Genomic DNA, 15,637 nt, shown 5'->3' with positions numbered 1-15,637 from the left:
AGGCAATCTGCCGGTTATTCATGCTGTTCACGAGTTCGTGATGTCGCGCTGCAACATCGATGTTGCGGCGCACCATGGGGTGTGTCATAACACCGTTGCCCCGGGCCAATCCGGACGGGGTGAGCCCATAGCTCAAACCTGAGGATGGAGAGACCCCAATGACCACCGAAACCAATTCCGTGCTGAACAGCGTCAAGGAAGCCTTCGCGCCCGTCACCGAGGCGTTCACCAAGCTCCAGAACCTGGAAGTTCCGGAAGCCGCCCGTGAGTTCGTGAAGAAGCAGGCCGAGGCCGCCAAGACCCGCGCCGCCGACGCGTATGCCGGCTCCGAGAAGGTGACCAACGTGATCGAGACCGCCGTTGCCGGTTCGGTGACCGAAGCCGCCAAGATCAGCCGCAACATCCAGCAGGCGATCTACCAGGACGCCGAGGCGTTCTTCGCCGGCATCGACAAGCTCGCTTCCGCCAAGTCGCTGAGCGAAGCTGCCCAGATCCAGTCGGACATGGTCCGTGCGCGCGGCGAACTGTTCGTCTCGCGGGCGAAGGCGACCACCGAGTATCTCGGCAAGCTCGTCACCGACGGTGCGAAGACCGCGCAGGACAACTTCGCCAAGGTCTACGGCAAGACCGCCTGATCGCGCTTGCACTGACCGACTGCCCTTTTCGAAGGCCCGCCATTTCGCGGGCCTTCTTTTTTGGTTGTGCTTCTCATACATCGTCGATGTCGCAGCTGCCGTCATTGCGAGGAGCGATAGCGACGAAGCAATCCATTTCTCCGCAAGCGACGAAATGGATTGCTTCGCTTCGCTCGCAATGACGGCTAGTGTGCGGCCAGTGCGAGAGCCTCCTCGATCCCATGACCCTTCCCGCAGCCCTCATCGCAACGCCCGTCGATGCCGAACGTGCCGCCGAGCTGCGGCGCGTGAAATGGCTGGCCACCAGTGTGCTGGCGGCAACCCTCATCATCTTCATCGCAGCGAAGGCGCTGCTGCCGGTGCATCCCGTGTTCGGCTTCATCGCGGCATTCGCCGAGGCCGCGACCATCGGCGGGCTGGCCGACTGGTATGCCGTCGTCGCGCTGTTCAAGCGGCCGCTGGGCTTGCCGATCCCGCACACCGCGATCATCCAGAGCAACCAGGAACGCATCGCCGAGAAGCTCGGCGAGTTCATCGAGAACAATTTTCTGGAATCCGGGCCGGTCGAGGCCAAGCTGCGCGAGATCGATTTCGGTTCGTTCATCGCCGACTGGCTGCGCGACCGCAAGCGGTCCGAGGATCTCGCCCGCTTCGTGCTGCGGATGCTGCCCGAAGCGTTCGCGGCGACCGAGAGCTCGGGGTTGATGCAGTTCATCAGCCGCCGCATCACGACGCAGGTGCTCGCGATCGATCTCGCGCCGCTCGCGGCCGGCGCGTTGCGCGGCTTCGTGCAGGAGGGCAAGCATGGCGGCCTGCTCGACGACATTCTGCGCGTGCTGCACCAGACGCTGACGCAGCAGGAGACCATGACCGTGATCCGCGACAAGGTCCGCGCGGAGATGCCGACGCTGCTGAGACTCTACCGCGCCGACAAATTCGTGGTGAACAGGATCATCGCCTCGGCCACGAAATTCTTCGAGGAAGTGCGCAACGATCCGCAGCATCCGTTCCGCGGCGAGTTCGACCGCATGCTGCTGTCGTTCGTCGACCGGCTCGGCAGCGACAAGGCATTCGCCGATCGCATCGACGGTCTCAAGCGCGATCTGATGGCGCGGCCGGAGCTTGCCAATCTCGGCCGCACGATCTGGGCCAACGTCAAGGACTTCATCGAGCGCAGCGCCTCGGGCGAGTCGCAGGTGCTGCAGCATCAGCTGGCCCGAATGTTCGTCGAGGCCGGCGACGCGCTGCACGGCGATGCCGAGTTGCGCGGCGAGATCAACCAGGGCCTGGTCGCGATCCTGCGCACCGTCGTCGCCGAGCAGAAGAGCGGCGTCTCGAGCTTCATCGCCGACCAGATGAAAAGCTGGGACATGGAGCAACTGCTACAGCTGATCGAGGTCAATGTCGGCAAGGACCTGCAATACATCCGCTTCAACGGCTCGCTGATCGGCGGGCTTGCCGGCCTCGCGCTTTACACGCTGGAATATGTGCTGCGGCTGCTGTGACCGATTGGGCACGGACGTCACAATAGTTGTGGCAAGTGTGATCTGGCCCGCTTGCACCAAAGTATCCGGTTCCCTAGCTTTTCAAGACTGATTGTTGCGTTGCGGAACGATTCCGCCGGGTTTGCGTCAACTCCGTTGACCTATTCCCGTTGATTCCATTGCCGGCCGCCGAGACGTCAGGGGCCGTCCGAAGAGGAGTTGAAATGTCCGTTGCTGTGCAGACGCTACGCCCGCCGTCCAGGACGCTGATGTTCCTGGAAGGCCGCGCCATTCACGAGCTCGGTGCCTTCCTTGGTGCATTGCCGCTGCTGAGCCTCGCGCCGCGCGGCGACGGGCATCCGGTGCTGGTGCTGCCGGGCTTGATTGCCTCCGACATGTCCACGCGTCCGCTGCGCGACTTCCTCAAGAGCAAGGGCTACGCCGTCAGCGGCTGGCGCCAGGGCCGGAACCTCGGGCTTCGCTCCGGCGTGCAGGACGGCATGGTCGATCTGCTGCAGGAGATGAACGAGACCAGCGGCCGCAAGGTCTCGCTGATCGGCTGGAGCCTCGGCGGCCTCTATGCGCGCCAGCTCGCCAAGATGATGCCGGAGCGCGTACGCCAGGTGATCACGCTCGGCAGCCCGTTCGCCGCCGGTCCGAAGTCGACCAACGCCTGGCGCGTCTACGAGATGGCCAGCGGCCGCCGCGCCGACAAAGAGGACCAGCGTTTCGGCGGCTCGCTCGCCAGCGCGCCGCCGGTGCCGACCACCGCGATCTTCAGCCGCACCGACGGCGTCTGCGCCTGGCAGGGCTGCCGCGAAGAGAGCTCGTCGATGACCGACAGCATCGAGGTCGAGAGCAGCCATTGCGGCATGGGCCATCACCCGGCCGTGGTGTATGCGGTCGCGGATCGCCTCGCGCAGAAGGACGGCGAGTGGGCGCCGTTCGATCGCAGCGGCTGGCGCAGCCTCGTCTATCCGAATCCGAATCGCTGAGTCTTGTGAGCTCTCTCTTCACCTCGCCCCGCTTGCGGGGAGAGGTCGGATTGCGAAGCAATCCGGGTGAGGGGGAGTCACCGCCAGGGCAACTCTCACCGTGTATGCGGAGAGTCCCCCTCATCCCGACCTTCTCCCCGCACGCGGGGAGAAGGGGTAGACCCCGCATTGTCGTGAATCGACAAAACGCGCTATGCGTTGAGGCATGCCACAGCCGCTTGCCCGCATCGTCGATCAGCTGAAGCGCGAGCCGTCACGCACCGGCTCGATCATCATCACCGTGTTCGGCGACTCCATCGTGCCGCGCGGCGGTTCGGTGTGGCTCGGCACGCTGCTCGAATTCTTCAAGTCGCTCGACATCGACGGCAACGTGGTGCGCACCGCGATGTCGCGGCTCGCCGCCGACGGCTGGCTTGAGCGCAGCAAGGTCGGCCGCAACAGTTTTTATCGGCTGAACGCCAAGGGCCGGCAGACCTTCGATACCGCGACCAGGCACATCTACGATCCGCCGCCGTCGGACTGGACCGGCCGCTTCGAGCTGCTGTTGATCGGCAATGCCGAGGACCGCGACGCCGCGCGCGAGGCGTTGAAGAATGCCGGCTTCGGCAGCCCGCTGCCCGGCGTGTGGGTTGCGCCGTCGGGCGTGCCGATCCCGGATGAAGCGTCGCGCGCGATCCGTCTCGAAGTCTCCGCGGAAGACGATAGCGGGCGCCGGCTGCTCAGCGAGAGCTGGCCGCTCGATCGCACCGCGGACGCCTATCTGAAATTCATGAAGACGTTCGAGCCGCTGCACGGCTGGATCGTGCGCGGCGAGAAGCTCAGCGACGCCGACGCCTTCACCGCGCGCATCCTCTTGATCCACCATTACCGCCGGGTCGTGCTGCGCGATCCGCTGCTGCCGTATCAGCTGTTGCCGGAGGATTGGCCGGGCAGGGCCGCGCGGAAACTCTGCGGCGAGATCTATCGCGGCCTGCTTTCGCCGTCGGAACAATGGCTTGACGACCACGCAACCAACGAGGACGGGCCGCTGCCGAAGCCCAACGGGGCGGTGGCGCGGCGTTTCGAGGGCGTCTGAATATATTACAAAAATATCTTGCATTCTGAAAATTGTGTTATATATTCCTGCCTAACAACACACCGGGAGGTCGGCCATGTATACGCAGGCGCTCAATTCATCCGACGGCGACGATCGCGGCGTCGAGGATGTTGCCCGTGCCAGTCAGTTCCAGGCCCGCATCGATGCCGATGAGCGCATCGAGCCCAACGATTGGATGCCTGCGGCCTACCGCAAGACGCTGACCCGGCAGATTTCCCAGCACGCCCATTCCGAAATCGTCGGCATGCTCCCCGAGGGCAACTGGATCACCCGCGCGCCGTCGCTGCGCCGCAAGGCCGCGCTGCTCGCCAAGGTGCAGGATGAATGCGGCCACGGCCTCTATCTCTATGCCGCCGCCGAGACGCTCGGCACCTCGCGCGAGGAGTTGGTCGACGCGATGCTCTCGGGCAAGGCGAAATATTCCTCAATCTTCAATTACCCGACGCTGACCTGGGCCGACATCGGCACCATCGGCTGGCTGGTCGATGGCGCGGCGATCATGAACCAGATCCCGCTGTGCCGCTGCTCCTACGGTCCCTATGCGCGCGCGATGATCCGCGTCTGCAAGGAAGAGTCGTTCCATCAACGCCAGGGCTTCGAGATCATGGTGACGCTGTGCCGCGGCACCGCGGAGCAGAAGGCGATGGCGCAGAACGCGCTCGATCGCTGGTGGTGGCCGGTGCTGATGATGTTCGGCCCGCCGGACCAGGTCAGCCAGCACAGCGACACCTCGACCAAGTGGAAGATCAAGCGCTTCTCCAACGACGAGCTGCGGCAGAAATTCATCGACGCCACCGTGCCGCAGGCCGAGTTCCTCGGGCTGACGATTCCCGATCCCGGCATGAAGCAGAACGAGAACGGCAATTGGGTGCACAGCCCGATCGACTGGGACGAGTTCAAGCAGGTGCTGGCCGGCAACGGCCCCTGCAACCGCGATCGCCTCGCCGCGCGCCGCAAGGCGCATGAGGAAGGCGCCTGGGTGCGCGAGGCGGCCGCGGCCTATGCCGAGAAGCGCAAGAGCCGCCAGCTCGCGCAAGCCGCAGAATAAGGGAGCGCTCAAGATGGCCACGCCGAACGTTCCGCTCTGGGAAGTCTTCATCCGCAGCCGCAACGGCCTCGCGCACAAGCATGTCGGCTCGCTGCATGCGGCCGACGCGACGCTCGCGCTGCAGGCCGCGCGCGACATCTACACCCGTCGCGGCGAGGGGCTGTCGATCTGGGTGGTGCCGTCGAACGCGATCACCGCGTCCGATCCGTCCGAGAAGGGCATGATGTTCGAGCCGGCGGAATCCAAGATCTACCGCCACCCGACCTTCTACGATGTCCCCGACGAAGTCGGGCATATGTGACTGCGCCTCCGCTCGTCATTGCGAGCGGAGCGAAGCAATCCATCGGACCGCAAAGCAAGTGTGGATTGCTTCGTCGCTCCGCTCCTCGCAATGACGAAAAAATATGAGCGAGTTGATCAAATGACCGTCGCCAATATCGAAGTCTCCGAAACGCCGCTGATGCTCTATGCACTGCGCCGCGCCGACGATGCGCTGATCCTCGGCCATCGGCTGTCCGAATGGTGCGGCCATGCGCCGGCGATGGAAGAGGACATGGCGCTCGCTAATATGGGTCTCGACCTGCTCGGTCAGGCCCGCGAGCTCTATACCTATGCCGCCAAGGTCGAAGGCCGCGGCAACGACGAGGACAAGTTCGCCTATCTGCGCGACGTCCGGCAGTACCGCAACCTGCTGCTGGTCGAGCAGCCGAACGGCGATTTCGCCCGCACCATGGTGCGGCAGTTCTTCTATGCGGCCTTCGCCGATCTCTATTGGCGCGCGATGATGGCTTCCTCCGATCCGACATTTGCCGCGATCGCGGCGAAGTCGGAGAAGGAAAGCGCCTATCATGTCAGGCATTCGTCGGAATGGGTCGTCCGTCTCGGCGACGGCACCGAGGAGAGCCATCGCCGCGCGCAGACTGCGATCGACGATCTCTGGGCCTATACCGGCGAGATGTTCGCGGTCGACGACGGCGAGCGAGGCCTGATCGACGCCGGCATCGCAATTGATCCGGCGACGCTCAAGGCGCGCTGGCTGAAGACCGTCACCGGTATCGTCAACGAGGCAACGCTGGCGCTGCCGAAGAGCGACTGGATGCAGCAGGGCGGTCGCGTCGGCAGCCATAGCGAGCATCTCGGCCATCTGCTCAGCGAGTTGCAATCCCTGCAGCGGACCTTCCCGGGGGCAACATGGTGACGGTTGCGCTCAGCGATGCCGATCTGCGCCGGCGCGCCTGGAGCGCGGCTGCGCAGGTGGTCGATCCGGAAATTCCGGTGCTGACCATCGCCGATCTTGGCGTGCTGCGCGATGTCGCGGTGCACGACGGTCATGTCGAGGTCGCGATCACGCCGACCTATTCCGGCTGTCCCGCGATGAACATGATCGCGCTCGAGATCGAGCTCGCGCTGGAGCGCGAAGGCATTCATGCGCCGAAGGTTCGCACCGTGCTGTCGCCGGCCTGGACCACCGACTGGATGAGCGAGGACGGCCGCCGCAAGTTGAAAGAATACGGCATCGCGCCGCCGCAGCCGGGCTCCTCGCGCCGCGCGCTGTTCGGTGAGCAGCAGGTGACCTGCCCGCAATGCGGATCGGGCGACACCGAACTACTTTCCGAATTCGGCTCGACGTCCTGCAAGGCGCTGTGGCGTTGCAAGAGCTGCCGTGAACCCTTCGATTACTTCAAGTGTCATTGACCATGTCGACCCCGCGCTTTCACCGTCTGTCCGTCAGCGATCTGCGCCGCGAGGCGTCGGACGCCATCTCGATGACCTTTGCGATCCCCGACGATCTGCAAGGCGACTACCGCTTCACGCCCGGCCAGTATCTGACACTGCGCACCACGATGGACGGCGAGGAGGTTCGCCGCTCCTATTCGATCTGCTCCGGCCCCGACGACGGCGAGCTGCGCATCGCGGTGAAGAAGGTCGACGGCGGCGCGTTCTCGAATTGGGCCGCCGACGAGCTGAAGGCCGGCGACGAGCTCGACGTGATGACGCCGACCGGCCGCTTCGGCGTTGCCCACGCGCCTGACGAGGCGCGGACCTTTGTCGGCTTCGCTGCCGGCAGCGGCATCACGCCGATTCTCTCGATCATCAAGGGCGTGCTGGCGCGCGAGCCGGACAGCCGCTTCTTCCTGTTCTACGGCAACCGCTCCACCGAAGGCGTCATGTTCCGCGAGGCGCTGGAGGAGCTGAAGGACCGCTTCATGCAGCGGCTCTCGGTGTTCCACGTCATTTCCGGCGAGGAGCAGGACATCCCGATCCTGCACGGCCGGCTCGATGGTGAGAAGGTGCGGGTGCTGCTGCGCTCGCTGGTGCCGGCCTCAACCGTCGATCACGTCTTCGTCTGCGGCCCGGCCGCGATGAGCGAGACCATCGAGGCGACCTGCCGCGAGATCGGCATCGCCGACGAGCGCATCCATGTCGAACGCTTCGTCTCGGAATTCGGCGGCAAGCCGCGCCCGAAAGTCGTCGTTCCCGCCGGCGCGCCGCCGAAGGCGATCGCCGGACTGATCATCGACGGCAAGCGCCGCGAGGTGCCGGTGGCCGACGGCGAGTCGATCCTCGACGCCGCGCTGCGCGCCGGCATGGATCTGCCGTTCGCCTGCAAGGGTGGCATGTGCTCGACCTGCCGCGCCAAGCTGGTCGAGGGCGAGGCGCCGATGGATCTGAATTATTCGCTGGAGCCGTGGGAGCTGAAGGCGGGGTTCATCCTCACCTGCCAGGCCAAGCCGTGCTCCGAGAAGGTCGTGGTCGACTACGACCACGTTTGATTTTGATGTCATTCCGGGATGGTCCGAAGGACCAGACCCGGAATCTCGAGATTCCGGGTTCGATGCTGCGCATCGCCCCGGAATGACGGAAGTAGCGTTGACGTGCCAAGCGTCGCGCCCAACACTGACACCAAGAGGCCCGTTGCAACGGGCCCGCGCACAGGGAGTTCGATGTGAACGTGAAGGCCACGCTATCGCCCCAAGATGTCGCCCGCGCCTGCGCGGATGCGATGTGGAAGGAAGACGACGCCAGCAAGGGCCTCGGCATGGAGCTCGTCGAGATCAAGCCGGGGCATGCGACGATGACGATGACCGTGCAGCCGCACATGGTCAACGGCCAGCGCATCTGCCACGGCGGCTATATCTTCACCCTCGCGGATTCCGCGTTCGCGTTTGCCTGCAACAGCCATAACGATCGCGCGGTGGCGGCGCAGGGCAGCGTCACGTTCATCCGGCCCGGCAAGCTCGGCGACCGGCTGGTGGCGATCGCGCGCGAGATCTCGCGCAGCGGCCGCTCGGGAATCTACGACGTGCGCGTCACCGCCGGTGACAGCGTGATCGCCGAATTCCGCGGACATTCGCGCGTGATACAAGGCAGCTGGCTGCCTGACACGGACATCAAGGCATAGGGCTTCAGAGGAAACGTCGATGGCAACGGCAAAGCTCAGAGTTAATGACAGCGGCTATCGCGCCGAGCTCGATGCGGCCGAGCGCGCCTCGCGCGACGAGATCATGGCGCTGCAGACCAAGCGGCTCGCCTGGTCGCTCAAGCATGCCTATGACAATGTCGCGCACTACAAGAAAAGCTTCGACGCCGCGGGCGTGCATCCGACAGACTTCAAGCAGCTTTCCGATCTCGCCAGGTTTCCCTTCACGGTGAAGACCGACCTGCGCGACAACTATCCCTTCAACATGTTCGCGGTGCCGCGCGAGCAGCTGGTGCGGGTCCATGCATCCTCGGGCACAACCGGCAAACCGATCGTGGTCGGCTACACCAGGGCCGACATCGACACCTGGGCTGACGTGATGGCGCGCTCGATCCGCGCCGCCGGCGGCCGCAAGGGCATGCTGATGCACAATGCCTATGGCTATGGCCTGTTCACCGGCGGCCTCGGCGCGCATTACGGCGCCGAGCGGCTCGGCTGCACTGTCATCCCGATCTCCGGCGGCATGACCGAGCGGCAGGTGCAGCTCATCAACGACTTCCGGCCGGACATCATCACGGTGACGCCGAGCTACATGCTGGCGATCCTCGACGAGTTCAAGCGGCAGGGCCTCGACCCGCGCAAATCGTCGCTGAAGTTCGGCATCTTCGGCGCCGAGCCCTGGACCAACGCGATGCGCGTCGAGATCGAGCAGGCCTTCGACATGGACGCCACAGATATCTACGGCCTGTCGGAAGTGATCGGCCCTGGCGTCGCGCAGGAATGCGTGGAGACCAAGGACGGCCTGCACATCTGGGAGGATCACTTCTACCCCGAGGTGATCGATCCCCTGACCGGCAAGGTGCTCGGTGATGGCGAGAAGGGCGAACTGGTGTTCACCTCACTGACAAAAGAAGGTTTTCCGATCATCCGATACCGCACCCGCGACCTGACGCGGCTGTTGCCGGGCACGGCACGGCCCGGCATGCGGCGGATGGAGAAGGTGACCGGCCGCTCCGACGACATGATCATCCTGCGCGGCGTCAACGTGTTCCCGACCCAGATCGAGGAGGCCTTGCTGGCGACCGACTGGTGCGGCGGTCACTTCGTGATCGAGCTCACGCGGGAGGGCCGCATGGACGAGATGACGGTGCTCGCCGAGGCCCGGCCCGAGAGTTGGGACGGTGCAGGGTTGACCGCGCATGCCGAGAAGGTCGCAGCCTTCATCAAGAACACGATCGGCATCTCCACCCGCGTCCGCGTCGTCGCGCCCGAGACGCTGGAGCGTTCGCTCGGCAAGGCGAAACGGGTTTACGACAAGCGGCCGAAAGAATAGCCTCTCGCCCGCAATGCAAGAGGGCGCGGGGTCTCCATGGCCGATACCAACGAAGCAACCGCTGCGGAGATCGTTGCCGGTATCCGCGGCAAGAAGGTAACGGCGGTCAGAGTCGTCGAGGCGGCGCTCGATCGTGCCGAGCGGCTCAAGCACCTCAATGCCTTCATCGTGCTCAACCGCGACGGCGCGCTTGCCGCGGCGCGCGAGGTCGATGCCGGGAAGCGGACCGGCGCGCTGGCCGGGCTTCCGATCGTCGTCAAGGACAACATCAACACGTCAGATCTGCCGACGTCGGGCGGCACGCCGGCACTGCAACACGCGCGGCCTGCGCGCAATGCGCCGTCGCTGCAAAAGCTGCTCGACGCCGGCGCTATCGTCATCGGCAAGACCAACCTGCACGAGCTCGCCTTCGGCATCACCAGCACCAATCTCGCGCCGTTCGCGGGGCCGGTGCGCAATCCCTACGACACCAGCCGGATTCCCGGCGGATCGTCGGGCGGAACGTCGGCTGCGATCGCTGCGCGCATCACCACCTGCGGCCTCGGTTCGGACACCGGCGGCTCGACCCGCGTGCCCGCGGCGCTGACCGGGACCGTGGGGCTCCGGCCTTCGGTCGGCAATGGCGGCGCCGAGCGGCGCTATCATGACGACAACCAGGTGGTTCCGATCAGCCACACCCGCGACACCGTCGGCCCGATGGGACGTACCGTCGCCGATGTCGCGCTGCTCGATGCCGTGATCACAGACACGCCGCAGGCCACAGCCATTCCGCTGCGCGGCGTGCGTCTCGGCATTCCCGCCTGTTTCTGGAGCGGCCTCGATCGCGATGTCGAGGCCGTCGCCCGTGCAGCCTGCGCACGGCTCACCGCTGATGGTGCGGTGCTGGTCGATGTCGACATGCCCGACCTGTTCGAGCAGAACGGCAAGGTGTCCTTCGTCGTCGCGCTGCATGAACCGATCGCCGATATCCCGGCCTGGCTTGTCGCCTCCGGGATCGAGGGGATCACGCTGTCCGACATCGCGGCCGGTGTCGCCAGTCCGGACGTCGTCGGCGCCTTCGGTGCCATCACGGCGGACGCCTTCGGCGCCGCCTATGACGATGCGATCAAGGTGCAGCGGCCGGCGCTGCAGGCGATCTATGCCGCGTATCTCAGCGACAACAAACTGGACGCGATCCTGTTTCCGACCACGGTCGCGCCGGCGCCGGTCATCGACGAGAAGACCGGGTCCGGCGAGATGTCGGTCAATGGCGGCGAGCCGGTGCCGACCTTCGGCACCATGATCCGCAACACCGATCCCGGCAGCAATGCCGGCTTGCCGGGGCTGTCGCTTTATGCCGGCATGACGCCTGATGGCCTGCCAGTCGGGCTCGAGCTCGATGGTCCGGTCGGCAGCGATGCCAGGCTGCTTGGGCTTGGTCTAACGATCGAGGCGATCCTGGGCGTGGCCCCGCCACCGAAGCTCTAACTTTGCCGGCCTCAACAAGCCCCTTGAATTGATCGGTCAGTCGATTAGTCATGGCCTGAGGCCATCAGGTCGCACTTCATGATCAAGACTGGAATACTCATGCCGGCCCTGCAAGCCAACCGTCATCCCGTCGACGCCCGCTGCGTCCGCCTGCTGGCCAAGGCGGAGAACGCGGCGGCGGTGGCGCCGGTGTTGGAGACCCATGCACTGTCGCGCGGCGACAACGATGTCCTGATCGAGGTGAAGGCGGCGGCGGTCAATCCGTCTGACGTGAAAGCCGCGACCGGGCTGATGCCTTATGCCGTATTCCCGCGCACCTCCGGCCGCGACTACGCCGGCGTCGTGATCGACGGTCCGTCCGGCCTGATCGGGCGCGAGGTGCTCGGCTCATCCGGCGACCTCGGCATCCGTCGCGACGGCACCCACGCCACGCATCTGGTGGTCGAGGCCGATGCCGTGGTGGAAAAACCCGCCGGCATTTCCTGGGACGAAGCCGCCGGGATCGGCGTGCCCTTTGTCACCGCGATGGAAGGCCTGCGCCGCGCAGGCATTCCGAAGGCGGGCGAGACCGTGCTTGTGATGGGCGTCAACGGCAAGGTCGGGCAAGCCGCAGTGCAAATCGCGAGCTGGCACGGCGCACGCGTGATCGGCGTGGTGCGCAAGAGCGAGCCTTATGAGGGGCACAGCAATGCGCCGGTCGAGGTGATCGATGCTTCCGCCACAGATGTTGCGGCGCGTGTACGTGAGCTGACCGGCGGCAAGGGCGCTGACATCGTCTACAACACGGTCGGCGATCCCTATTTCCAGGCCGCGCACAAGTCGCTGGCGTTGCGCGGCCGGCAGATCCTGATCGCGGCGGTCGACCGCATCGTGCAGTTCAACATCCTCGAATTCTACCGCGGCCAGCACACCTATGTCGGCATCGACACGCTCGCGCTGTCGTCGGTTGCGACCGGAGAGGTGCTGCGCGAACTCGCTCCGGGCTTTGCCGGCGGGCATCTCAAGCCGTTTCCGATCAAGCCAAGCGCGATCTATCCGCTGGAACAGGCCAAGGCGGCATTCGTTGCCGTCGCGGGCTCGTCGCGCGACCGCGTGATCCTACGGCCGTAATTCACCGTCATTGCGAGGAGCGAAGCGACGAAGCAATCCACTCTCTCTTGTTGCGGTGATATGGATTGCTTCGCTTCGCTCGCAATGACGAACCCTGAGGGACTTCCATGGACCCCGCCACCATCGTCATCTTCGCTGCCCTGATCATCGGCCTGATCTATGGCTCGGTCGGCTTGCTCAGCGGCTTCTGCATGATGAGCGGCCTGCGCGGCTGGTGGGCGGAGGGCGACGGCCGGCTGGCGCGCACCTACGCGCTGGCAATGGGGATTGCGATCGCGGCCTCGCAGCTCTTGGCGGCGGCTGGTCTCGTCGATCTCGGCAAGTCGATCTATCTGCAACCGTCCTTCTCGGCGCCGGTGATGTTCCTCGGCGGGTTGTTGTTCGGTTACGGCATGGTGCTGTCGAACGGCTGCGGCTCGCGGGCGCTGGTGCTGCTCGGGCGCGGCAATTTGCGTTCCTTCGTTGTTGTGATCGTGCTTGGCATTGTCGCCGAGATGACGCTGAAGGGCCTGATCGCCCCGGCCCGGATCGCGATGGTGCAGGCCTCGCAGGCGACGCTATCAGCCAATTCGGTGCCGGCGCTGCTCGCGAACATCGGCATCGGTGCGGTGCCGGCGCGGATGGTCGCGGCCTCGGTGATCGCGGCCATCCTGATCATCTTCGCCTTTGCCCATGCCCCGTTCCGCAAGTCGCCGGGTCAGATCGCAGCCGGCCTGATCGTCGGCCTGCTGGTCGCAGGCGGCTGGTACGCGACCGGCTATCTCGGCGCCGATGATTTCAATCCGGTGCCGGTGACGTCGCTCACCTTCATCGCGCCGATCGCCGACGCGCTGCAATACGTCATGCTGTCGACCGGCTCGACGCTCAATTTCGGCATCGTCACCGTGTTCGGCGTGTTTGCCGGCAGCCTGATCACGGCGATTGCCACCGGACGCTTCCAACTCGAAGGCTATCGGTCGCCGCAGCACATGCTGCGCTCGGCCAGCGGCGCCGCGCTGATGGGGGCGGGCGGTGTGATGGCGTTCGGCTGCTCGGTCGGGCAGGGGCTGACCGGCCTGTCGACGCTGTCGCTGTCATCCTTCATCGCGATCGCCGGCATCATGCTCGGCACCGGCGCCGGCCTGCGCGGCGCGCTCCGGGTCCGGCCGCTCGCGACGGCCTGAAGCTAAGAGAGCAATGATCTCCGCGCAAACGCGTTCGCGTTTGTCGCGAGGGAAAACCGCTTCGACTTTTCCGGATCATGCTTTGGAGCATGATGAGATGAGGGCGTGTACGCATAAATCTGAATCGGGTACCCGCGTGCGGGGATTGCGAGCTTCCGGATTGCCGTCAAAAGCTGACATTGAAGATCCCTAGGTGAATGTCCGCTAAGGGCCAGAAGCGGTCACTCCGGCACCCCTGCTATTGCCCAGGCTTGGCTCAATTTCTTCACATCTTCGGCTCGACGAAATGGTGCCTTGTTGATGCTCGAAATCCGCAAGGTCGGGTCGATTTGCAGGGCTGCCTCGCAAGCGAGCCGCGCCTCACTGATGCGTCCCGTCATCGCCAGGCTCGACATTCGAATTCGCTGAGCACCAGGAAAATTCGGTTGGCGCTGGATGGCGGTCGTGGCTTGAGCCAGAGCTTGGTCATAGCGTCCGGAAAAGAAATGAGCGAAAGCCATTCCCGTTTGGGGCACGAACAAATGCGGATCGATCGGGCTCAAGCGGATGGCCGCCGAGAACTGTTCGATCGCTGCGTCATGCGCGCCGAGATAGACCTTTGCCCAACCCGCCCAAAGGCGAGCCAACGCCAGGTTGGGATCAAGCGCAATAGCCCTTGCGGCAAGAGCTGATCCGGTCTCCGGCTCTTCGAGCACATACGAATAAACCTCCGCGACATGCGCAAGCACGACGGGATCGTCCGGATCGAGTTGGATCGCCCGTTCGGCCAGCTGGCGGCTCTCGGCTCGTTCCTTTTCCGCGTCCTCGATCCATCCGAACCCTTTTCTCTGCCCGAAAATATTGGCTGCCGACGCGTGAGCGACGGCAAATGCAGGATCGAGCGAGATGGCAAGCTTACTCATCCTGAGAGCCTCAACGCTGCCTTCCCGGGTCCACTGGTAGATGCTGAACTTGGACCGCATGTAATAGTCATAGGCCTGGAGGCTCTCAGTCGGCTTCCGCCGAGCCCGCTCAATCTCGGCCCGCTCAAGCTTGGGAAACATCGCCCCTATCACGCTGCCGGCAAGGCGATCCTGCAAATCGAAGATGTCCTCAAGGTCGCCATCGAATTTGTCCGCCCAGACATGCATGTCAGTGCTGGCATCAATCAGTTGCCCGGTTACGCGTATCCGTTTTTCGACTTTACGTACGCTGCCTTCCAGCAAATAGCGAACGCCGAGTTCACGGCCGACCCGCTTGATATCAATTGCCTTTGCCTTGTAGCTGAAGCTTGAATTTCGGGAGATCACGAACAGCGATTTTGAGCGCGACAATGCCGTGATGATATCCTCGACCACTCCGTCGGCGAAATACTCCTGCTCGGGATCATCACTCAGATTCTGGAACGGCAGGACTGCGATGGACGGCTTGTCGGGAAACGCGGGTACCGGTCTTGCGTGCTCGATCTGACCATCGCCGGCGACCGGCGCCTGCCTCGCTTCCGCGACGACACCAACGAAACGGAAGCCTTTCCGCGGAAGCGTCTTGATCAAGCGCTGCTCCTGGCCAGAATCGCCGATCGCAGCTCGGGCACCGTTCAACCGAGTCGTCAACGCCGTATCGGACACGCTGCGTCCACCCCAAATGGCGTCGATGAGATCGTCCTTGCCGACAACTCGCTCACGGTTGCGGATCAGGAAATCGAGCAGATCGAATACCTTTGGCGCGATAGCGACGACATCCGAGCCACGACGCAACTCGCGCCGATCCGTGTCGAATTCGAAATCGTCGAACAAATAACGCAAGCCGCCGCCCCCTTTTCAGGTGATCTCCGAACAAGGAGATCAGCACTCGATACGAGCCGAAGAGTAAGCCGCCGGTGACGAAAAAGTAAGCCGGAAGTCAA

15 protein-coding genes are annotated in these 15,637 nt (G+C 64.4%); 14 read left to right on the top strand and 1 reads right to left on the bottom strand.

Annotation, left to right across the window (positions count from 1 at the left end; genetic code table 11):
* Positions 1 to 158 precede the first annotated feature (158 nt).
* The 14 genes from FBZ93_RS06190 (at position 159) to FBZ93_RS06125 (ending at position 13,752) form a co-directional block, all read left to right on the top strand.
* On the top strand, positions 159 to 635 hold the full coding sequence (locus FBZ93_RS06190) for a phasin (RefSeq protein WP_074130326.1): 477 nt from the start codon (positions 159 to 161) through the stop codon (positions 633 to 635).
* Positions 636 to 856: 221 nt separating this feature from the next.
* The gene (locus FBZ93_RS06185; RefSeq protein ID WP_146985058.1) at positions 857 to 2,140 is read left to right on the top strand and encodes a DUF445 domain-containing protein; all 1,284 of its coding nucleotides are present in this window, start codon (positions 857 to 859) and stop codon (positions 2,138 to 2,140) included.
* 203 nt (positions 2,141 to 2,343) lie between these two features.
* Positions 2,344 to 3,114, top strand: coding sequence for an esterase/lipase family protein (locus FBZ93_RS06180; RefSeq protein ID WP_146985057.1), 771 nt, complete (start codon positions 2,344 to 2,346; stop codon positions 3,112 to 3,114).
* A gap of 205 nt (positions 3,115 to 3,319) precedes the next feature.
* Positions 3,320 to 4,189, top strand: a complete 870-nt coding sequence (paaX, locus tag FBZ93_RS06175) for a phenylacetic acid degradation operon negative regulatory protein PaaX (RefSeq protein ID WP_146985056.1) — start codon at positions 3,320 to 3,322, stop codon at positions 4,187 to 4,189.
* Positions 4,190 to 4,265: 76 nt separating this feature from the next.
* Entirely contained in the window at positions 4,266 to 5,258 is a 993-nt protein-coding gene (paaA, locus tag FBZ93_RS06170) for a 1,2-phenylacetyl-CoA epoxidase subunit PaaA (RefSeq protein ID WP_076862499.1), read from the top strand.
* Between the two features lie 13 nt (positions 5,259 to 5,271).
* Positions 5,272 to 5,559: a 1,2-phenylacetyl-CoA epoxidase subunit PaaB gene (gene paaB / locus FBZ93_RS06165; RefSeq protein ID WP_016842890.1), complete on the top strand. Its 288-nt coding sequence runs from the start codon at positions 5,272 to 5,274 to the stop codon at positions 5,557 to 5,559.
* 120 nt (positions 5,560 to 5,679) lie between these two features.
* Positions 5,680 to 6,456, top strand: a complete 777-nt coding sequence (gene paaC, locus FBZ93_RS06160; protein ID WP_146985055.1) for a 1,2-phenylacetyl-CoA epoxidase subunit PaaC — start codon at positions 5,680 to 5,682, stop codon at positions 6,454 to 6,456.
* The gene (gene paaD, locus FBZ93_RS06155) at positions 6,450 to 6,953 is read left to right on the top strand and encodes a 1,2-phenylacetyl-CoA epoxidase subunit PaaD (protein WP_146985054.1); all 504 of its coding nucleotides are present in this window, start codon (positions 6,450 to 6,452) and stop codon (positions 6,951 to 6,953) included. The genes paaC and paaD overlap by 7 nt, the downstream gene beginning before the upstream one ends.
* A 2-nt stretch (positions 6,954 to 6,955) precedes the next feature.
* Positions 6,956 to 8,032, top strand: a complete 1,077-nt coding sequence (gene paaE, locus FBZ93_RS06150; RefSeq protein ID WP_146985053.1) for a 1,2-phenylacetyl-CoA epoxidase subunit PaaE — start codon at positions 6,956 to 6,958, stop codon at positions 8,030 to 8,032.
* Between the two features lie 173 nt (positions 8,033 to 8,205).
* Positions 8,206 to 8,661: a hydroxyphenylacetyl-CoA thioesterase PaaI gene (paaI, locus tag FBZ93_RS06145; protein WP_146985052.1), complete on the top strand. Its 456-nt coding sequence runs from the start codon at positions 8,206 to 8,208 to the stop codon at positions 8,659 to 8,661.
* A 19-nt stretch (positions 8,662 to 8,680) separates the two neighbouring features.
* Positions 8,681 to 10,012, top strand: coding sequence for a phenylacetate--CoA ligase PaaK (gene paaK, locus FBZ93_RS06140; RefSeq protein ID WP_146985051.1), 1,332 nt, complete (start codon positions 8,681 to 8,683; stop codon positions 10,010 to 10,012).
* Positions 10,013 to 10,048: 36 nt separating this feature from the next.
* Positions 10,049 to 11,479 (top strand): indoleacetamide hydrolase, encoded by a 1,431-nt coding sequence (gene iaaH, locus FBZ93_RS06135; RefSeq protein WP_146985050.1) that lies wholly within the window; start codon positions 10,049 to 10,051, stop codon positions 11,477 to 11,479.
* A gap of 99 nt (positions 11,480 to 11,578) precedes the next feature.
* The gene (locus FBZ93_RS06130) at positions 11,579 to 12,589 is read left to right on the top strand and encodes a quinone oxidoreductase family protein (protein WP_146985049.1); all 1,011 of its coding nucleotides are present in this window, start codon (positions 11,579 to 11,581) and stop codon (positions 12,587 to 12,589) included.
* A gap of 107 nt (positions 12,590 to 12,696) precedes the next feature.
* Positions 12,697 to 13,752 carry a YeeE/YedE family protein gene (locus FBZ93_RS06125; protein ID WP_146985048.1) on the top strand — a complete coding sequence of 352 codons (1,056 nt, stop codon included), beginning with the start codon at positions 12,697 to 12,699 and terminating at the stop codon, positions 13,750 to 13,752.
* A 221-nt stretch (positions 13,753 to 13,973) separates the two neighbouring features.
* On the opposite strand, the gene FBZ93_RS06120 is transcribed toward FBZ93_RS06125, so the two are convergent.
* Positions 13,974 to 15,536 (bottom strand): winged helix-turn-helix domain-containing tetratricopeptide repeat protein, encoded by a 1,563-nt coding sequence (locus tag FBZ93_RS06120; RefSeq protein ID WP_146985047.1) that lies wholly within the window; start codon positions 15,534 to 15,536, stop codon positions 13,974 to 13,976.
* Positions 15,537 to 15,637 lie beyond the last annotated feature (101 nt).

The organism is Bradyrhizobium macuxiense (genome assembly GCF_007993935.1).
Lineage (GTDB): Bacteria > Pseudomonadota > Alphaproteobacteria > Rhizobiales > Xanthobacteraceae > Bradyrhizobium > Bradyrhizobium macuxiense_A.
Note: the sequence above shows the minus strand (reverse complement) of the source record. Positions and strands in the feature narration are given on the sequence as shown.